Source organism: Bradyrhizobium sp. Bra64 (genome assembly GCF_024519875.1).
Classification (GTDB): Bacteria; Pseudomonadota; Alphaproteobacteria; order Rhizobiales; family Xanthobacteraceae; genus Bradyrhizobium; species Bradyrhizobium japonicum_G.
This window is the reverse complement of sequence record NZ_JALJRD010000020.1, coordinates 22,639-41,440: the sequence shown is the minus strand read 5'-3', so window position 1 is coordinate 41,440 and position 18,802 is coordinate 22,639. Positions and strand designations below refer to the sequence as shown.

General features: G+C 66.0%; 19 protein-coding genes. 9 read left to right on the top strand and 10 right to left on the bottom strand.

The window, feature by feature from the left end; all coding sequences use genetic code 11:
• Window positions 1–189: 189 nt before the first annotated feature.
• Entirely contained in the window at window positions 190–1,779 is a 1,590-nt protein-coding gene (locus NR187_RS32420) for a gamma-glutamyltransferase (protein ID WP_256809121.1), read from the top strand.
• Between the two features lie 95 nt (window positions 1,780–1,874).
• Here NR187_RS32420 and NR187_RS32415 read toward each other — a convergent pair whose 3' ends face one another.
• The 4 genes from NR187_RS32415 to NR187_RS32400 are packed head-to-tail and all read right to left on the bottom strand — an operon-like array spanning window position 1,875 to window position 5,350.
• A complete protein-coding gene (locus NR187_RS32415) occupies window positions 1,875–3,161 on the bottom strand; it encodes an FAD-binding oxidoreductase (RefSeq protein ID WP_211381756.1) in 1,287 nt (428 codons plus the stop codon).
• 11 nt (window positions 3,162–3,172) lie between these two features.
• The gene (locus tag NR187_RS32410; protein WP_211381755.1) at window positions 3,173–3,904 is read right to left on the bottom strand and encodes an amino acid ABC transporter ATP-binding protein; all 732 of its coding nucleotides are present in this window, start codon (window positions 3,902–3,904) and stop codon (window positions 3,173–3,175) included.
• Window positions 3,901–4,554 carry an amino acid ABC transporter permease gene (locus NR187_RS32405; protein WP_211381754.1) on the bottom strand — a complete coding sequence of 218 codons (654 nt, stop codon included), beginning with the start codon at window positions 4,552–4,554 and terminating at the stop codon, window positions 3,901–3,903. The genes NR187_RS32410 and NR187_RS32405 overlap by 4 nt, the downstream gene beginning before the upstream one ends.
• A 31-nt stretch (window positions 4,555–4,585) precedes the next feature.
• Window positions 4,586–5,350, bottom strand: coding sequence for an ABC transporter substrate-binding protein (locus tag NR187_RS32400; protein WP_211381753.1), 765 nt, complete (start codon window positions 5,348–5,350; stop codon window positions 4,586–4,588).
• A gap of 183 nt (window positions 5,351–5,533) precedes the next feature.
• Between NR187_RS32400 and NR187_RS32395 the strand changes: the two genes are divergently transcribed.
• The gene (locus NR187_RS32395) at window positions 5,534–6,202 is read left to right on the top strand and encodes a helix-turn-helix domain-containing protein (protein WP_211381752.1); all 669 of its coding nucleotides are present in this window, start codon (window positions 5,534–5,536) and stop codon (window positions 6,200–6,202) included.
• 75 nt (window positions 6,203–6,277) lie between these two features.
• On the opposite strand, the gene NR187_RS32390 is transcribed toward NR187_RS32395, so the two are convergent.
• Together NR187_RS32390 and NR187_RS32385 are read right to left on the bottom strand one after the other, a co-directional pair.
• A complete protein-coding gene (locus NR187_RS32390; RefSeq protein WP_211381751.1) occupies window positions 6,278–7,543 on the bottom strand; it encodes a D-amino acid dehydrogenase in 1,266 nt (421 codons plus the stop codon).
• A gap of 69 nt (window positions 7,544–7,612) precedes the next feature.
• Entirely contained in the window at window positions 7,613–8,941 is a 1,329-nt protein-coding gene (locus NR187_RS32385) for an aspartate aminotransferase family protein (protein WP_211381750.1), read from the bottom strand.
• 149 nt (window positions 8,942–9,090) lie between these two features.
• Between NR187_RS32385 and NR187_RS32380 the strand changes: the two genes are divergently transcribed.
• Together NR187_RS32380 and NR187_RS32375 are read left to right on the top strand one after the other, a co-directional pair.
• Window positions 9,091–9,639 carry a cupin domain-containing protein gene (locus NR187_RS32380; RefSeq protein WP_211381749.1) on the top strand — a complete coding sequence of 183 codons (549 nt, stop codon included), beginning with the start codon at window positions 9,091–9,093 and terminating at the stop codon, window positions 9,637–9,639.
• Window positions 9,640–9,775: 136 nt separating this feature from the next.
• Entirely contained in the window at window positions 9,776–9,928 is a 153-nt protein-coding gene (locus NR187_RS32375; protein ID WP_211381748.1) for a hypothetical protein, read from the top strand.
• 44 nt (window positions 9,929–9,972) lie between these two features.
• Here the strand turns inward: NR187_RS32375 and NR187_RS32370 are convergent, their stop codons facing one another.
• From NR187_RS32370 to NR187_RS32360, 3 genes are read right to left on the bottom strand one after another with little or no spacing between them, the layout of a single operon-like run.
• Window positions 9,973–12,234 (bottom strand): xanthine dehydrogenase family protein molybdopterin-binding subunit, encoded by a 2,262-nt coding sequence (locus tag NR187_RS32370; protein WP_211381747.1) that lies wholly within the window; start codon window positions 12,232–12,234, stop codon window positions 9,973–9,975.
• Entirely contained in the window at window positions 12,227–13,282 is a 1,056-nt protein-coding gene (locus NR187_RS32365) for a xanthine dehydrogenase family protein subunit M (RefSeq protein ID WP_211381746.1), read from the bottom strand. Before NR187_RS32365 ends, NR187_RS32370 begins: the two co-directional genes overlap by 8 nt.
• Window positions 13,279–13,776, bottom strand: coding sequence for a (2Fe-2S)-binding protein (locus NR187_RS32360; protein WP_211381745.1), 498 nt, complete (start codon window positions 13,774–13,776; stop codon window positions 13,279–13,281). Before NR187_RS32360 ends, NR187_RS32365 begins: the two co-directional genes overlap by 4 nt.
• Before the next feature lie 252 nt (window positions 13,777–14,028).
• On the opposite strand from NR187_RS32360, the gene NR187_RS32355 reads away from it, so the two are divergent.
• Window positions 14,029–14,667 (top strand): TetR/AcrR family transcriptional regulator, encoded by a 639-nt coding sequence (locus NR187_RS32355; protein ID WP_211382412.1) that lies wholly within the window; start codon window positions 14,029–14,031, stop codon window positions 14,665–14,667.
• A gap of 65 nt (window positions 14,668–14,732) precedes the next feature.
• Complete coding sequence (locus tag NR187_RS32350; RefSeq protein WP_211381744.1) at window positions 14,733–15,140, top strand: DUF4864 domain-containing protein; 408 nt, start codon at window positions 14,733–14,735, stop codon at window positions 15,138–15,140.
• Here NR187_RS32350 and NR187_RS32345 read toward each other — a convergent pair.
• Window positions 15,137–16,402, bottom strand: a complete 1,266-nt coding sequence (locus NR187_RS32345; protein WP_211381743.1) for an MFS transporter — start codon at window positions 16,400–16,402, stop codon at window positions 15,137–15,139. The two genes, NR187_RS32350 and NR187_RS32345, sit on opposite strands and share 4 nt — an antisense overlap.
• A 175-nt stretch (window positions 16,403–16,577) precedes the next feature.
• Here NR187_RS32345 and NR187_RS32340 point away from each other — a divergent pair, with 175 nt between their 5' ends.
• The 3 genes from NR187_RS32340 to NR187_RS32330 all read left to right on the top strand — a co-directional run bounded on the left by NR187_RS32340 (window position 16,578) and on the right by NR187_RS32330 (window position 18,798).
• Window positions 16,578–17,000: a hypothetical protein gene (locus NR187_RS32340; protein ID WP_249128816.1), complete on the top strand. Its 423-nt coding sequence runs from the start codon at window positions 16,578–16,580 to the stop codon at window positions 16,998–17,000.
• A 76-nt stretch (window positions 17,001–17,076) separates the two neighbouring features.
• Complete coding sequence (locus tag NR187_RS32335; RefSeq protein ID WP_211381741.1) at window positions 17,077–17,364, top strand: hypothetical protein; 288 nt, start codon at window positions 17,077–17,079, stop codon at window positions 17,362–17,364.
• A gap of 9 nt (window positions 17,365–17,373) precedes the next feature.
• Window positions 17,374–18,798, top strand: a complete 1,425-nt coding sequence (locus tag NR187_RS32330; protein ID WP_211381740.1) for a TolC family protein — start codon at window positions 17,374–17,376, stop codon at window positions 18,796–18,798.
• Window positions 18,799–18,802 lie beyond the last annotated feature (4 nt).

The following is an 18,802-nucleotide window of genomic DNA, read 5'->3' as shown; positions in this document are numbered from 1 at the left end:
GATGCCCGGGCCTGTCCCGGGCATCGACGTCTTGGGCCAGTCGCAGAAGTGCGCGGCCGCACCATCCCGCGCCTGCTTCACACCTGCCATGTCGCTTCGCCGCGTGGATGTTCTCGTCAGCGGCGATGTGCCAATGTTCGAGCGCTACGCCGATCGGGACGCGCAACAGAGCCAGACGCAGACAACATCATGCCTCATCAGTTCAGCCTCGCCCAGACCATCCGCAACCCCGCCGTCAGGTCCAAGGGCGGCATCGTCGCCGCGCAATCGCGGCGGGCGGCCGAGGTGGGAGCGCAGGTGCTGGCGGCTGGCGGTGACTGCGTCGACGCGATCGTCGCGACCACGTTCGCGCTGAACGTGCTGGAGCCCTGGAACAGCGGCATCGGCGGCGGCGGCGCGATGGTGCTCTACCGCGCCAGGGAAAATCGCACCGAGGTGATCGACTACGGCATGTGTGCGCCGCAGAGCCTGCAAATGGCCGACTATCCGCTCAGCGGCGAAGGCGCAGCGTCGGATCTGTTCCCCTGGCAGCGGGTGAAGGATGACCGCAACATCCATGGCCCCGGCTCGATCGCCGTGCCCGGCGTCGTCGCCGGCATGGAGGAGGCGCATCGCCGTCACGCCAGGCTGCCATGGAAGGATCTGGTCGCGCTGGCAGCCGCACTCGCCGGCGAAGGCCTGCTGGCCGATTGGTGGACCACGCTGACGATCGCGGCCTCGGCGGCCGATCTTCGGCGCTATCCCGCGAGCGCGGCAGCGTTCCTGAAGGACGGCCTGCCGCCGAGCGCGCCGTGGGGCATCAAGTCCGAGACTCGGCTGCCGCAGGACAATTTGAAGGCGACGTTGTCGCACCTCGCCGAAGCCGGGCCGCGTGATTTCTACCAGGGCGATCTCGCCAGGAGCATCGCATCCGACATCAGGGGCGACGGCGGCGCGCTGTCGGTGGAGGATCTTGCCGCGTTCCGCGCCCATCTGCGCGAGCCGTTGGCGATCCCTTACCGCGGCGGCAAGGTATTTGCGACGCCCGAGCTCACAGCCGGACCGACGCTGGCACATGCGCTCCGCCTTCTGCAGCAGAATCTGAAACCGGCAGGTGCGCCCGATGCAGCCGCCTACGCCGAATATGCGCTCGCCTTGCAATCGGCCTATCGCGAGCGGCTCAAGGACATGGGCGATGCCGACGGCAAGCGCTCGCTCGGCGCCGAATATCTCGCGCCGGCCTGCACCACCCATTTCTCCGTCGTCGACCGCCACGGCAACATCGCCGCGGTGACGCAGACGCTGCTTTCGTCCTTCGGCTCGAAATATGTGACGCCGCACACGGGCATTGCCATGAACAACGGCATCATGTGGTTCGACCCGATGCCTGGCACGACCAACTCGCTCGCCCCGGGCAAGCGCTGCCTCACCAACTACACGCCCGTCATCGCCGAGATCGAGGACGGCAAGCGGCTGGCGGTCGGCGCCTCCGGCGGCCGCCGCATCCTGCCTTCGGTGATGCAGCTCGTGTCCTTTGCGATGGATTTCGGCATGGACCTCGATGCCGCAATCCATCAGCCGCGCATCGATGCCAGCGAAGGCGCGACCGTGATCGGCGATATCAGGCTGCCGGCCGACGCGCGCAAAGTCCTGGCGGCGCGCTTCGACTACGAGGAAACACAAGTGCAGGCCCTGCCGATGAAGTTCGCCTGCCCGAGCGTGGTGATGCGTGACGGTGACGTCAACACAGGCGCGGTCGAGATTTTTCAGCCTTGGGCCGACGCGATCGCGGAAGGCTGAGGTTAAACTACACCAGATCGGGCCACCGGCTCTTTAACCTCTCCCGCAAGCGGGAGAGCACCTGCTTCGTGGCGAGAAGAAAATCCAACTGCGCCTTAGATCCCCAGCCGGTCGCGCACGCGACCTGCGATCACGGCGCTCGTCACGCCCACCGGCCAGAAGGCATGCATCGGGATCGGCTTGATGCCGGTGACGGGCATGTCGATCCCGGCCTTGGGCCCGCCGATCAGCCGACGGGCGAGCTGCGCGCCCATCGCGGTCGAGAGCGCGACGCCGCGGCCGTTGCAGCCGAGCGAGATCAGGATGTTTTCCGCCGGCTCGTGCACATGCGGATAGTGATCCTTGGTGATGGCGAGCCGGCTGTTCCAGCCATGGGTCCAGGCGACGCCCTTGAGCTGCGGCCATAGCCGTTCTGCATAACGCATGAGATAGGCGACATCGTTCGGCGCGCTGATCCAGCGCATCGGGCCGCGGCCGCCCATCAACAGGCGGTTGTGCTGATCGATGCGGTAGTACACCGTGATATGGCCGCTTTCGTAGAGCACCGGGCGCGTCGGCATGATCGAACGGGCGATCTCGTCGGAGAGCGGCGCGGTGGCGGCGATCGACGAAAACACCGGCACGATGGTGCGGCGGAGGCCCGGCCAGAGATCGTCGGTAAACCCGTTGGTCGCGAGCAACACCTTGTCGGCATGCACCACGGCGCGCGGCGTTTCGATGCGCCATCGCGAGCCCTCACGGCGCAGCGACAGCGCCGGCGTCTCGCCATGGACCTTTGCGCCTGCGGAGATCGCGGCGCGCGCAAGGCCGCGGGCGTAGCTCAGCGGATGCAGATCACCGCCGCGGGAATCCAGCATCGCACAGAGATAGCGATCGGTGCCGGTCATCTCGCGCAATTGCTTGCGGTTGAGCAGCTTCACCGGCATGCCGCGGCGGATACATTGCTGCGCGGTCTTGTCGATCGCCGCGGCGCTGGCCTCGTTATAGGCCGCGCGCAGCGTGCCGTTCTGCCGCGCCTCGCACGGGATCTGGTAGCGACGGATCAAATCATGCGTGAAATTCGTGGTGCCGTAGGAGAACTCGATCATGCGGCGGCCGAGCTCAGCGCCGAAATCGGCCTCGATCTGATCGGGGTCGTGCTTCAGTCCGGGATTGGTGTGGCCGCCATTGTTGCCCGACGCGCCCCAGCCCGGCTCCTGCGCCTCCAGCACCAGTGCCTCGACGCCCTGCTCGGCCAGATGCAACGCTGTGGACAGGCCTGTGTAACCGCCGCCGACGATCGCGACCGGGACGGTCTTGTCGACGTCGAGCGGCGGCGTGGCCACCGGCGCGACGGCGGTCTCGGCATAGAGCGAAGGCGGCAGAGGCAGGCGCGTCGGCATGGCGAGACCGTTCAGAGCGGATGCAGCACGCGGCGCAAGAAGTCCTGCGTGCGCGGATGCTGGGGTTGATTGAGCAGCGCCCTGGCCGGCCCCTGCTCGACGATGACGCCGCCGTCGATGAACAGCACCCGGTCGGCGACGTCGCGGGCAAAACCCATCTCGTGGGTGACGACGACCATGGTCATGCCGTCGTCGGCGAGCTTGCGCATCACGCCGAGGACATCGCCGACCAATTCAGGATCGAGCGCCGACGTCGGCTCGTCGAACAGGATGGCCTTGGGCTGCATCGCGAGCGCCCGTGCGATCGCGACGCGCTGCTGCTGGCCGCCCGAGAGCTCCGGCGGGTGCGCCTCGGCCTTTTCGGCGAGGCCCACTTGCGCGAGCAGCGCGCGGCCGCGCTCGAGCACTTGTGCGCGCGCCTCCTTCTTCACATAGAGCGGACCTTCGACCACGTTCTCCAGCACCGTCCGGTGCGGAAACAGGTTGAAGCGCTGGAACACCATCGAGACCTGGGTGCGGACTTTCACGATCGAGGCGGCATCGCGGTCGACCTTCAATCCCTCGACGTTGATCTCGCCGCGGTCGTAGCTTTCCAGACCGTTGATACAACGCAGAATCGTGGACTTGCCGGAGCCGGACGGGCCGACGATGCAGACCACCTCGCCTTTCTCGACGCGCGCCGTGATGCCCTTGAGCACCTCGTTCTCGCCAAAGCTCTTGTGGACGTCGTTGAGGTCGATCATTTCTTGCCCGCCCGCTTCTCGAAGTGTCGAACCAGCAGGATCAGCGGGATGCTCATGGTGAGATACATCAGCGCCACCAGCGTGAACACGCTGGTGTTCTTGAAGGTCGAGGACGCGATCAGCTTGCCCTGGAGCGCGAGCTCGGCGACCGTGATGGTCGAGGCTTGCGACGAATCCTTCAGCATCATGATCATGACGTTGCCGTAGGGAGGCAACACGATACGCACCGCCTGCGGCAGCACCACACGGCGCATGGTGAGCCACCAGCCCATGCCGATCGATTGCGCCGCCTCGATCTGGCCCTTGTCGATCGCCTCGATGCCGGCACGGAAGTTTTCCGCCTGATAGGCCGAGTACGCGATGCCGAGACCGAGGATCGCGGCCTGCAACGCCGAGAGCGTGACGCCGAGATCGGGCATCACGAAGTAGAGGTAGAACAAGAGCACGATGATCGGGATGCCCCGGATCACGTTGATCAGGCTGGCGCTGAGCATCGACAGCGCCTTGATGCCGGAGACCCGCATCATCGCCCAGATCAGGCCGAGCACCGTCGAGAGCAGCAGCGAGCCGATGGTGACGACGATCGTCAGCGCGACGCCGCTCATCAGGATCGGGAAGAACTCGGCGGCGTCGTGCCAGAAGCCTTTCATCGGCCAGCCTTCATCGATCGATCCTTAACGATCAGCCCTGGGCCTTCAGGCCCCATTTGTCGAGGATCTTGTCGATGGTGCCGTTGGCCTTGAGCTTGGCGAGCGAGGCGTTGATCTTGCTGAGTAGCGCGGTCTCGCCCTTGCGCACGCCGATGCCGACCGACCCGACGGTGGCGGGCTTGTAGCCGTCGACGAGGCGAACCTCGGGGAAGCCACCCTGCTTCAGATTATAGGCGAGGATCGGGTAGTCGGCGTAGCCGGCCTTGAGGCGGCCGGCATTCACGTCGCGCAGGATGTCGGGAATGGTGTCGTAAGCCTTGACGTCGGCGAACAGTCCCGACTTTTTCAACGCGTCGACGAAGGCGGTGCCGACCTGGGCGCCGACCGTCTCGCCCTTCAGATCTTCCTGCACAGCGTAGGCTTTGGTGTCGCTCTTCGGCACGACGAGACCTTCACCGTAAGTGTAGATCGGGTCGGAGAAGTCGACGACCTCCTTGCGCGGCGCGGTGATGAACATCGCGGCTGCAATGATGTCGATCTTGCTCGAGGTCAGCGAGGGGATCAGCGCCGAGAACTGCATCGGCTCGATCTGCACGCTGAGGCCGGCGTCCTTGCCGATCTCGGTGATGAGATCGACCATGATGCCCTGGATGGTATTGGTCTTGGTGTCGAGGAAAGTGAACGGAATGCCTGTCGGCGTCGAGCCGACCTTCAGCACCTGCTGCGCCGAAGCCGGCGCCACGACAGCTAGCACGAGCGCCGCGACCGCGGCCTGAACAAAACGCTTCAACGGCATCGCAATCCCCTTTGGACTCGGCCGGTGGCGGCGAGGCGCGCGGTGTCGAAACGAGAGACGTTGCGGGCCAAGCCGTTTCAGCCTATTTTCACCAATATGAAAATTTGGTCACACTTCCGCGGACGATGCAAGCGGTTTTCATGCACATGAAGGAAGCGATTTGACGTGAGCGGTGGCAAAAGAATGCGCAAACCGGCCGCGGCAAAGCCGGCCAGGGCTGTGAAGGCGAAGGTGAAGGCCAAGGTTGTCACCAAGGCCATCGCCAAACCGTCGGAGCCCGCGATGGACGTCGCGGTCGGCCGCCGCATCCGCGATCTCCGGCGCGCCAGGCAATTCTCGCTCGAAACGGTCGCTTCGCGAACGGACCTGTCGATCGGCTTCCTCAGCCAGATCGAGCGCGGCCTGTCTTCGCCGTCGCTGCGGGTGCTGGCAACGCTTGCCGACGTGCTCGGCGTCGGCATCGCCGCGCTGTTCGGCGCGAGCCCGAGCGCCGACGGTGCATCCGATCAGGTGGTGACGCGCGGGCTGCAGCGGCCGGAATTGAAGCTATGGCGCACCGGCGTCTCGAAGCAATTGCTCAGCCCCGCCAGTGCGGACAACCGGCTCAACCTGTTCCTCGTACATCTTGAGCCCGGCGGCTCCACCGGCGACGAGCTCTACACCCATGACGGCGAGGAAGCCGGCCTCGTGCTCGACGGCGAGATGATGCTGACGGTGGACAGCGAGACCTGGTCGCTGAAGACGGGCGACAGTTTCCGGTTCGCGAGCCGAAGGCCGCACCGGTTTTCGAATCCGGCCAATGACGCGAAGGCCGTGGTGCTGTGGGTGAATTGCGTGACGGGGGCGGGTTGATCGCTCGTCCTCTCTCCGCGAGCAGGTGAGGCGAACCGCGACACCTCCCCGCCGTCATTACGAGCGGATAGAGTCTTACCCGAACCGGTGATCGTATCGCTCCACCGTCAGCGCACTGACATCGATGTCAGGCTTCTTGCCCGACAGCATGTCCGCGAGCACGCGGCCGGAGCCGCAGGACATGGTCCAGCCGAGCGTGCCGTGGCCGGTGTTGAAATGGAGGTTGGGGTAGCGCGTCGGACCGATCACGGGCGGGCCGTCCGGCGTCATCGGGCGCAGGCCGCTCCAGAACGTCGCCTTCGAGAGGTCGCCGCCGCGCGGGAACAGATCGGTCAACGAGTGATCGAGCGTGGCGCGCCGCGCGTCGTAGAGCTGGCTCGAATAGCCCGAGATTTCGGCGGTGCCGCCGACGCGGATGCGATTGCCGAGACGGGTGATCGCGACCTTGTAGCTCTCGTCCATCACGGTGGATTCCGGCGCGCCGGAGGCGTCCTTGATCGGCACCGTGATCGAATATCCCTTCACCGGATAGACCGGCAGCGAGATGCCGAGCGGCGCGACCAGCCGCGACGACCAGCTTCCGAGCGCGAGGACGTAAGCGTCCGCCTGCAACAGGCCAGCGCTGGTGGAAACACCAGTCACGCGCCCGCCGTCCGTGACGATGCGGTCGATGCCGGTGTTGAACATGAAGCGCACGCCGAGCGCTTCGGCATGCTTGGCGAGCGCCTGCGTGAACATGTGGCAGTCGCCGGTCTCGTCCTGCGGCAGGCGAAGCCCGCCGGCGAACTTCTCCTTCACGCCCGCCAGCGCCGGCTCGGCCGCGATGCAGCCCTCGCGGCTCAGCACTTCAAACGGCACGCCGTATTGCTTGAGCACGGCGATGTCCTCACCCGTGCCGTCGAGTTGGGCCTGGTAGCGGAACAGCTGGAGCGTGCCCTGCGAACGCTCGTCATATTGAATGCCGATGTCGCGGCGCAGGTCGCGCAGGCAGTCGCGGCTGTACTCCGCGATCGGGATCATCCGGCTCTTGTTGACCGCGTAGCGCGCGCTGGTGCAGTTGCGCAGCATCTTGGTGAGCCAGACCCACATCACGGGATCGAGCTTCGGCCGGATCACCAGCGGGCCGTGCTTCATCAAGAGCCACTTGATCGCCTTCACCGGCACGCCGGGACCGGCCCAGGGCGAGGAATAGCCGGGCGACACCTCGCCGGCATTGGCAAAGGAGGTCTCGAGCGCCGGCTCCGGCTGACGGTCGACGACCGTTACCTCATGACCGGCACGTGCGAGATAGTAGGCAGAGGTGACGCCGATGACACCGCTGCCGAGGATCAGAACTTTCACGCTTGGTCAAACTCCCGCGGCATCACGCCCGCCGCTGCAAGAAACAACTCGCAACGGCGAGAGCAATTATCAGGCCACCCGCTTGATGGCGTCGCCCAGAATCGACACGATGTCGTCGATGTGGCTCTTCTCGACAATGAGCGGCGGCGATAGCGCGAAGGAGTCGCCGCTCATGCGGAAATACAGCCCGCGATTGAAGCAGTCGACCATCACGTCGTAGCCGCGCGCACCAACCGTGCCGTCACGCGGCGACAGCTCGACCGCGCCCATCAGGCCGCAATTGCGGATGTCGATGACGTTGGGCAGGCCCTTCAGCGAATGCAGCGCATCGCGCCAATATTCGGCGATCGAGGCACCGCGCGTGAGCAGACCCTCGTCCTTGTAGATGTCGAGTGTCGCGATACCGGCGGCGCAGGCCGTCGGATGCGCCGAATAGGTGTAGCCGTGGAACAGCTCCATCTGGTTCTCGGGGCCGACCATCAGGCCGTCGTGAACCTTGCGGTGAGCGAACACCGCGCCGCAGGGAATGGTGCCGTTGGTGATGCCCTTGGCCGTCGTCATCAAATCAGGCGTGACGCCGAAGAAGTTGGCGGCGAACGGCGTGCCAAGGCGGCCGAAGCCGGTGATGACCTCGTCGAAGATCAAGAGGATGCCGTGCTTGTCGCAGATCTCGCGCAGGCGTTGCAGATAGCCCTTCGGCGGCGGCAGCACCGCGGTCGAGCCCGGAACCGGCTCGACGATCACGGCGGCGATCGTCTCGGCGCCGTGCAGAGCGACGAGGCGCTCGAGATCGTCGGCGAGCTCGGCGCCGTGCTCCGGCTGATCCTTGGCGAAGGCGTTGCGGCTGAGATCATGGGTGTGGCGGATGTGGTCGACGCCCGGCAGGAGGGTCGTGAAGGCGCGACGATTGGCGACCATGCCGCCGACAGACGTGCCGCCGAAGCCGACGCCGTGATAGCCGCGCTCACGGCCGATCAGGCGGGTGCGGCTCGCCTGGCCGTTGGCGCGGTGATAGGCGAGCGCGATCTTCAGCGCGGTATCGACCGACTCGGAGCCGGAATTGGTGAAGAAGATGCGGTCGAGGCCCTTCGGAGCGATCTCGGCAAGGCGCTCGGCGAAGTCGAAAGCCAGCGGATGGCCCATCTGGAACGACGGCGCGAAGTCCAGCGTCATCAGTTGCCGCTCGACCGCAGCCGCGATCTGCTTGCGGCCGTGGCCGGCATTGACGCACCAGAGACCGGCGGAGCCGTCGATCACCTTGCGGCCGTCGACGGTGGTGTAGTGCATGCCCTCGGCCGAGGAAAACAGGCGCGGCGCCTTCTTGAACTGCCGGTTGGCCGTGAACGGCATCCAGAACGAATCGGTCTTGATGGTGTTCGGAATCTGATGAAGGGTCACGGGCCACGCTCCTTTGCTGACCCGTTAGCAGAGCCACGGCTCAGGCCAGTCAACAAGTCCTTTTCTGCGCTGCCGCAACCCATTGATTTAGCTGGGGGTGCTGGTCCATATTTGCCCGATCCGCAACACTTGCAACAGGGATTCCGGGCATGAGCGTCGACATCGGTGGACGGCTGCGATTCATCCGGGCCCGCCAGAAGCTGTCGCAGCGTGAGCTCGCCAAGCGCTCAGGGGTCACCAATTCGACGATCTCGCTGATCGAATCCAACCAGATGAACCCGTCGGTCGGCGCGCTCAAGCGCATCCTCGACGGCATCCCGATGGGGCTCGCCGAATTCTTCGCGCTGGAGCCGGAGACGCGGCGCAAGATCTTCTACCGCTCCGAAGAGCTGACCGAGGTCGGCAAGAAGCCGATCTCGTATCGCCAGATCGGCGACAATCTGTTCGGCCGCAGCCTTCAGATCCTGAAGGAGCGCTACGAGCCCGGCAGCGACACCGGACGGGTGCACCTCGTCCATGACGGCGAGGAAGGCGGCATCGTGATTTCGGGCAAGCTCGAAGTCACCGTCGAGGACGAGCGCCGCATCCTCAATCCGGGCGATGCCTATTATTTCGAGAGCCGCCGCCCGCATCGCTTCCGCTGCGTCGGCGGCAGGCCGTGCGAGGTGATCTCGGCCTGCACGCCGCCGACGTTTTGAAATTATCCGGAATCTTACGGAGTGCCCCGGTGTCTTACGGAGATTGAGCCATCTCAATTTCCGCGAGCCGATCCTCTATATGATGCGAGCCGTAGCCGAGAGACATTCCGGCGCCGCATTCTAACCGGGCTCGCAGATGAAGATCACGCTCGCCAATGCAGAGGCTGCGCTCGATGAAGTGCAGCGCGACACTGACAAGCTCCATTCGCAGGAGCTGCGTAAGATGATCGCTGACTACATCGAGACGCAGCGAGAGGCTCTCAAGGCCCTCCGCAAGAAGTTGCACTAGCAGGACGCGGCGGAACGAGACCAGCTCGTCCCGCTTTTTTTGCCTCAAAGCGGCGTCAGCAAGTCCTCGATCCTGATCGGGAAACGACGCACACGGACGCCCGTCGCATGCCAGACCGCGTTGGCGACCGCGCCGGCGCTGCCGGTGATGCCGATCTCGCCGACGCCCTTGATGCCGAGCGCATTGACGTGCGGATCGTGCTCCTCGACCGTGATCACGTCGAGCGACGGCACGTCGGCGTTCACGGGGATGTGGTACTCGCCGAGATTGGCGTTCATGATCCTCCCGCTGCGGCGGTCGGTGATGGCCTCCTCGTGCAGCGCGAACGACATGCCCCAGATCATGCCGCCGAACAGCTGACTCTGCACCATGCGCGGATTGACGATGCGCCCGGCCGCGAACGCACCGACCATGCGCATGACCCGGACCTGGCCGAGCTCGGGATCGACCTTCACCTCCGCGAACACCGCGCCGTGGGCATGCATCGCATACTCCTCCATCGCCGCCGGATTCGGCGCACCGGTGCCGCGCGCCTCGACCTCGGCGACGCCTGCGCGCGCGAGAATCTCGGGATAGCTCTCGCTGCGGCTCTGGTCGTCACGCCGGATCAGCCTGCCGTCGCGCGCGATCACGCCGGCATTGCCGGCGCCGAACAGCGGCGAGCGCTCGTCACCGGTTGCGAGATCGGCGAGCTTTGCGATCACGGCTGCGCCGGCGCTGTGGATCGCGGCACCCGCGGTCGCGGTATGCGCCGAGCCGCCGGCGATGCCGGCATCGGGCAGGTCCGACGTGCCGGCCTTGAACTCGACCCGGTCGATATCGAGCCCGAGCTCGTCGGCTGCGATTTGGGCCAGCGCCGTCCAGGCGCCCTGCCCCATGTCATGCGCGCCGATCTCCATGGCGCCGGAGCCGTCGCCGCGAAGAACTGCACGTGCCTCGGCCTGGAACATCAACGCCGGGAAGGTCGCGGTGCCCATGCCCCAGCCGACCAGGAGGCCGGCATCGTCGCGCATCTGCCGCGGCTGGAGCGGTCGCTTCGCCCAGCCGAAGCGCGCCGCGCCCTGCTCGTAGCAGGCACGCAATGCCTTGGACGAAAACGGTTTGCCGGTGATCGGCTCGACCTCGGCATAGTTCTGGAGGCGAAAGGCGAGCGGATCGATGCCGCAGGCCCAGGCCATCTCGTCGATCGCGCTCTCCAGCGCGATCGAGCCGGTCGCCTCGCCGGGCGCGCGCATGAACAAAGGGGTGCCGGTATTGACGCGCACGGCATCATGCGAGGTGCGGATCGCAGGAGCCGCATAGAGCGTGTGCGAGGCATCGGCAGCCGGTTCGTAGAAATCATCGAACGTGCTCGACACCGTTCTGGCATGATGATTGAGCGCGGTCAGACGCCCCTCGCCATCGGCGCCGATGCGCAGCCGCTGCCGCGTCGGCGCGCGATGGCCGACCGGACCGTACATCTGCTCACGACGCAGCACGAGCTTGACGGGCTTGCCGACGAGCTTGGCAGCCATGAGACCGAGGACCGGGGGGCCCGCCATCAATCCCTTGGAGCCGAAGCCGCCGCCGAGGAAGGGGCTGCGGATGTGGATCTTGTCGTGGGCAATGCCGAACAGCTCAGCCACGCGCGCAAGCGACAGCATGAGCCCCTGGGTCGGCATGTCGATCTGCACGCTGTCGCCGTCCCAGGCGGCCACGATCGCATGCGGCTCCATGGCGTTGTGATATTGCGGCGGCGTCTCGTAAGTCGCGTCGATCTGCTTGTCGGCCGACGCGAGACCGGCCTCGACGTCGCCGCGGTGATTTTCGGTGGGGTTGCCGACACCGACGACAGGCGGCACGAAGCTTTCGCCGGCATCGAGCCCGACGAGGGCGGGCAGCGTCTCGTAACGCGGCGCCAGCAGCACCGCGCCTTCCGTCGCCGCCTCCAGCGTTTCGGCGATCACGACGGCAATGGGCTGGTTGGCGTAGCGGACCTCGTTGCTCTGCAACACCTCCATCCGGAACACGAACGGATTGGTCTTGATCTCGGGGTCGATCGCAAGCTGCGGCTTGTGGTCCGGTGTCATGACGTCGACGACGCCGGGATGGCGCTTGGCGGCGGCGACATCGAGCGCGGTCACGCGGCCGCGTGAAATGCTGGCAACAGCCATGACCGCAAACAGCATGCCCGGCGGGTGATTGTCGGCGGCGTAGGTCGCCTGCCCCTTCACCTTGAGGATGCCGTCGCGGCGGGTCAGGGGCTGGCCGATGTTCGAGCCGTGGCGCAGATGGGCGGGCGCGCTGGTCAGGTTGAGCTCAGGCATGAATGGCTCCGGACGTCGAGGCAAAGGAAGAGGCCGGCAGCGCGGGGATGCGCGCGGGCGTGCCGGCAGCGGCGAGGGTCAGCGCGCGCACGACGATGCGGCGCGCGAGCTCGATCTTGAAGGCGTTGTCACCGGACGGTTTTGCGTCGGTGAGCGCACGCCAGGCGGCCTCCTGGAACGCGTCTGCCGTCGGCGCGACGTTCCTGAGCACATCCTCCGCGGCGCGGGCGCGCCAGGGCTTTGCGGCGACGCCGCCGAGCGCAAGCCGCGCCTCCCCGATCCTGCCGTTCTCGATTCGCAACGCAGCGGCGGCCGAGACGACGGCAAACGCGTAGGAAGTGCGCTCGCGAACCTTCAGGTAGCGCGCATGCGCGGCAAAGCCGCGCGCCGCAGGCGGCAGACGCACGGCGACGATGAGATCACCCGGTTCGAGCGCCGATTCGCGCTCGGGCGCAGCGCCCGGCAGGCGATGCAGCTCGTCGAGCGCGATCTCGCGCCGCCCGTTCCTGCCCTCGATCTCGACGACGGCATCGAATGCGACCAGCGGCACGCAGAAGTCCGACGGATGCGTCGCGATGCAGTTTTCGCTCCAGCCGAGCACGGCGTGGCTTCGGTTCTCGCCCTCGCGCGCGTCGCATCCGCTGCCGGCCTCGCGCTTGTTGCAGCGGCTGGCGGTGTCATAGAAATACGCGCAGCGCGTCCGTTGCAGCAGATTGCCGCCCACGGTGGCGGCATTGCGCAGTTGCGCCGATGCGCCGGAGAGCAGCGCTTCGGCGACGGCCGGATAGGCCTTTGCAAAGTCCGCGTCATGCGCGAGATCGGCGTTGCTCACCAGCGCGCCAATGCGCACACTACCGTCGGCGAGATGCTCGATCTGATCGAGGCCGCCCAGATGCGTGACGTCGACCAGACGATCCGGTCGGCTGACGCCACCCTTCATCAGATCGAGCAGATTGGTGCCGGCGGCAAGATAGACGGCGCCCGGCTGAGCCGCGGCGGCGACGGCCTCGGCGACCGTGCCGGGCTTGACATAATCGAACTGTTTCATGCGGAGCGCCTCTGATTGGATTCGTCCATGCCGGCCTGCGCCTCGAGCACGGCATCGACGATGCCGGCATAGGCGCCGCAGCGGCACAGATTGCCGCTCATGCATTCGCGGATGCGCTCGGGATCGTTGCCGGCCTGCGCCTCGCTCATCATGCCGATGGCGCTCATGATCTGGCCGGGCGTGCAGAAGCCGCATTGAAAGCCGTCATGGGCAATGAAGGCGGCCTGCACGGGGTGAAGCTGGTCGCCGCGCGCGACGCCCTCGATGGTGAGGATGTCGGCACCGTCATGACTGATGGCGAGTGCGAGGCAGGAGTTGATGCGCTTGCCGTCGACCAGAATGGTGCAGGCGCCGCATTGGCCGCGGTCACATCCCTTCTTGGTTCCGGTGAGATGGAGGCGCTCACGCAGCAGATCGAGCAGCGTGACGCGCGGATCGTCGAGGACGAAGTCGCGCCGCGCACCGTTCACGGTGAGGCTGATGGAGTGGTTCATACAAGGCTCCGATCAGATATGGACATGGGTGATCGCGTAGCGCGCCACCGCCGTGGCCGCCGTCGATCTGCGCCGCCCGGACACAATCCGAGCCAACGTCTCGACGAAGATACGGAGGCACCCTCCGTTTAACAAGGGCCGCCGAAAAATATTTGGAATTCGTCAAAAGCCCGAACGCGGACAACGCGATGCAGCCCTGCAAGGGTTCATTGCAGGGTTCAATCTAACCAATTCGTGATCTACATTGCCGGCATGGACGACCACACCGACCAGACCCGCAAGCCCCGCGCCGACGCCGTGCGCAATCGCGAGCGCGTGCTCGAGGCGGCCAAGACCGTGTTCAACGCGGGCGGTCCGGAGGCGAGCCTCGAGGCCGTGGCCAAGCGTGCCGGCGTCGGCATCGGCACACTCTATCGGCATTTTCCGACGCGCGAGGATTTGTTCGAGGCGGTGTACCGGCGCGAGGTCGAGCAGCTCAGCGAGCTCGCCGAGCAGTTGAAGAACGCCAAGGACCCGGTGGATGCGCTGCGGCGCTGGCTGCGCTCAGGGGTCGAATTCGTTGCCACCAAGAAGGGCATGGTGGCAGCCTTGGCGCTCGCGGTGCAAAGCGGGTCGGAGTTGCATGCCTTTTCCTTTGAGCGCCTGACCAAGGCGATCGGCTCGCTGCTCGATCGCGCAGCCGCGGCTGGCGCGATGCGCGCGGACGTCAGTCCCGAGGACTTGCTGCGCGCGTTCTTCGGCATGTGCTACATGCACGACCAGCCGGGCTGGCAATCCTCGGTGCTGCGGATGCTCGACGTGTTCGTCGACGGGCTGCGGGTACAACCGGCCGGCAAGCCCAAGGTTCGGCTTCCCAAGCCTGCGAAGCCGGCGGTGAAACGGAAGCGATAGCGCGCCGTACTTACCTAAGGTCATGCTAAGATCAGCATCGCCGGGGTTTCAACGCGGAGCCTGTTATGCGCATTGCCGCTTTGCTCGTCATCCTTACGATCGTCTTCGGCACAGCTCCAGCATTCGCCGACGACGTCACTGCGGCGCAGGGCGTCATCCGCGCCCAGGAACAGGCTTTTGCGCACGATGATGCGGCCGGGGCCTATTCCCATGCCGCGCCGGCGATCCGGGAGATCTTCCCCGCGCCCGACATCTTCATGTCCATGGTGCAAAACGGCTACCCGCCGGTCTATCGACACAAGAGCTTTGAGTTCGGCGAGAGCAAGACCGAAGGCAACCGGGTCGCGCAGCGCGTCCACATCGTGGATGCCAATGGCGAGGCCTGGGAGGCGCTCTACACGCTCGAGCTGCAGCCGGACGGCAGCTACAAGATCACGGGTTGTTCGCTGCTGAAGGCGGGACAGGCGGTTTAGGTCGCAAAACCCGGCCCGGTCCTGACCGCATTCATCCGCGACCGGATCAGCAGTGTCACGACGATGACGATATTGACGCCATTCCACGCTACGCCGTTGGCGAAGGCTGCAGCATACGATCCGGTCGCGTCGAAGATGACGCCCGACACCCAGCCGCCGAAGGACATGCCGAACACCGAGGCAAAGATCACGATGCCGACGCGCGTTGCTGCCTGGCTCGCCGGCATCGCCTCGCGCACGATGATGGCGTAGCTCGGCACGATGCCGCCCTGGAACAGGCCGAACATGGCGGAGATCAGATAGAGCGAGGTGAGGCTGTCGAAGAACAGGTAAAACACCAGCGCAAAGCCTTGCGCGAGAGCACCGACCAGAAGCGTGGGGATGCCGCCGATCTTGTCCGCGAGGTAGCCCGAGCCGATGCGGCTGACGATGCCGCAGGCCATCATCAACGAGAGCATTTCGGCGCCGCGCGCCACGCCATAACCGAGGTCGCCACAATAGGCGACGATATGCACCTGCGGCATCGCCATGGCGACGCAGCAGGAGATGCTGGCGATCGAGAGCAGCACGGTCAGCGTGTTGGTCGACAGCTTGAGATCGACCCGCGGCGGCGGCGCATTGGCGTGATTGCGGACCTTGTCGTCGCCCATCTGCGCGCGCAGGACCAGCACCAGGATGGACATCAGACCGACGCACACGATGCCGATCCCGATATGGGTGTAGCGCCAGCCGATCGTCTGCATGCCAAAGCTCACGAGCGGCGGCCACATCGTGCCGGCGACGTAATTGCCGCTGGCGACGATGGTCACTGCAAGGCCGCGATAACGCTCGAACCAGTGCGAGGCCTCCGCCATCAGCGGCGCGAAGGTCGCCGACGTGCCGAGACCGATCAGGAAATACGCCGCCACGAACTGCCAGAGCTGGGTCGACAGTCCCGCGAGCACATTGGCGACGCCGAGGAACGCGATGCTGATCGCCATCGCCGGCACGATGCCGAACCGGTCGGTGATCTTGCCGGCGATCACGCCGCCAAGCCCGAACCCGAACATCAGGAGGGTGAAAGCCAGCGACACCGCGCCGCGCGTGGCGGCAAATTCAGCCTGCACCGCGGGAATCATGACCACGATCGCCCACATGCCGACGCCGCCGATCGAGCCGATCAGCAGCGCAATGACGAGCCGCATCCAGGCCCGACGGGAATCAGGGCTGAATGTCTCGGGTGTTTGTTCTGGATGATTTGGCGCGTGCACGGGCCGGACCATGGCCCGCAGGGGGCCGCAGGGTCAAGCAGCGTGGCGCGATATTGGGCATGCACGGTGCACTGCGGTAAGAAGGAGCTTGGCGAACGCGCGCTTTGCCGTTAATTTGCAATCAGCGTGTGCAACATTGCCGCGCGGAGAGCATGTCGACGGAATGTTGCTGCGATTGACACGATCGATGCGGATCAGGGTGGGGCGCCTCATTGCCCTCGCCTATCTGTTCTGCGTGCTCGCGCCGGCAGCAAGCCTCGCCTGGGGTCATGGCCCCGCGCCATGCCTCGGCGACGACGTTCTGCTCGGCGACATCGTGCCCGCGCACCATCAGATGCAGACGAGCCATACACATGGCGACTCCTCGCATGACAATGCGGGGGCACATGCGCATCACCAGGCCGCTGCACAGGACGCGCCGGCGCCCCATCACCACGGCGGCAAGGGCACGGCCGGACCGTGCTGCGCGATGATGTGTGTGAGCGCGTTGCCGGCCGATCTGCCCAGCTTCGCAAAGCCGCTTCAGCCGGTTTCCGCCTGTGCGCCCGAGATCGTGGCGATCCTGCACAGCGCCGCGCCGCCCCTGCTCTACCGCCCTCCCATCGCCTGATCTGACGCGACGACGTCAGGCCGACGCGCATCCGCGCGCGTGGACCTGTGGTCCTACGACAGATCAGGGATGAATCATGTTGACGCTTTCCGGGGCGAAGTCCGCCGCCGCGTCCGCGGCGCTTGGACGACGACACTTTCTATTTAACTGGCCGCTGCTGGCCGTGGCTGCGCTGGCACTGTCCGGCTGCATGCCGGCAACGACGCAGGTCGCCGGCGTCGATCCTGCCGATCCCTCGGCAAAGGTCGCACGCACCAGCTATCGGTCGACCATCGCGCCGTATACCAGCCTGCGGCCTGCGACGCCGGCACCATGGCGCGAGCGCAACGAGAACGTCGCGCCGCAGCCCAAGCAGGACCGGTAGGAGCGCGCCATGACACATCATCTCGCGCGGGGCCTGCTCGTCCTCACTGCGTTCGGACTCTCCGGCTGCATGGCATTCTCGCCGGACGGAGGCATGACGACGGTCTCGGACCTAACCAGCCAGACCATCAATAAGGATGTCGCCTTCGTCCGGTCGGCCGAGGGCGCGGAGGCCGTCAACGCGGCCGTCCGCCGCTTGCTGGCGCGAACGCTGACCACCGAGACCGCCGTGCAGATCGCGCTGCTCAACAACAGGGGATTGCAAGCGGCCTATAACGAGCTGGCGCTGGCCGAGACCGATCTCGTCGAGCAAAGCCTGCCGCCCAATCCGGTGTTCTCGATCTCGCGGATCTCAGGCAATGGCGCCAGCGAAATCGAGCGCCAGGTGGTCGGCGACATCCTCGCGCTCGCCACCCTGCCGTTCCGCTCCGACATCGCCCGCGACCGCTTTCGTCAGGCGCAGTTGCGTGCAGCGCTGGCGACGCTGCGGCTCGCCGCCGATGTCCGCGGCGCCTATGTCCGCGCCGTGACCGGCAACGAGATGGTGGTACTGCTGACGGACGCGAAGGCGACGGCGGAATCGACCGCACAACTCGCGGTAAAGCTCGGCGAGACCGGCTCGATCAACAAGCTCGACCAGGCCCGCGAGCAGGTGTTTTACGCCGAAACCACCGCCGACCTCGCGACCGCGCGGCAGACGGCGACGAGCGCGCGCGAAAAGCTTGCGCGCCTGATGGGATTGTGGGACGGCGGCCTCGACTTCCGCCTGCCCAATCAAATGCCGCCGCTGCCGCGCCGGCCGCGGGCATTGCCGTCGATCGAAACCGACGCGGTCGCCCATCGCATCGACCTGCAGATCGCGCGGCTGGAATTGACGGCGCTGGCGAAATCGCTGAACCTCACCGAGGCCACGCGCTTCGTGACGCTGCTCGATCTCGCCGGGATCTCGCGCCGCACCCAGGATCCGGAAGGAGCGCCGTTCCGCGAACGCGGCTTCGACGTGCAGTTCCAGATCCCGATCTTCGACGGCGGCGAGGTTCGGGTGCGGCAGGCAGCAGAGACCTACAACCTCGCCTTCAATCGTCTGACCGAGCGCGCCGTGAACGTCCGCTCGGAAGCGCGCGATGCCTATCGGGTCTATCGCTCCAGCTACGATATCGCGAGCCACTACCAGCGCGAGATCCTGCCGCTGCGCAAGATCATCACCGAGGAGATGCAGCTCCGCTTCTCCAGCATGCAGGTCGATATCTTCGCGCTGCTCACCGAGGCACGACAGCGCCTCGCATCGCTGCGCGGCGCGATCGATGCCAGGCAGAAGTTCTTCCTCGCCCAGTCCGACTTGCAGACCGCCGTCAACGGCGGCGGCGCGCCTGCGGCCGGCGGCGACAATTCAACCACCATCGCCGCGGCAGCGCCTGCCGACGGCGGCCACTGACATG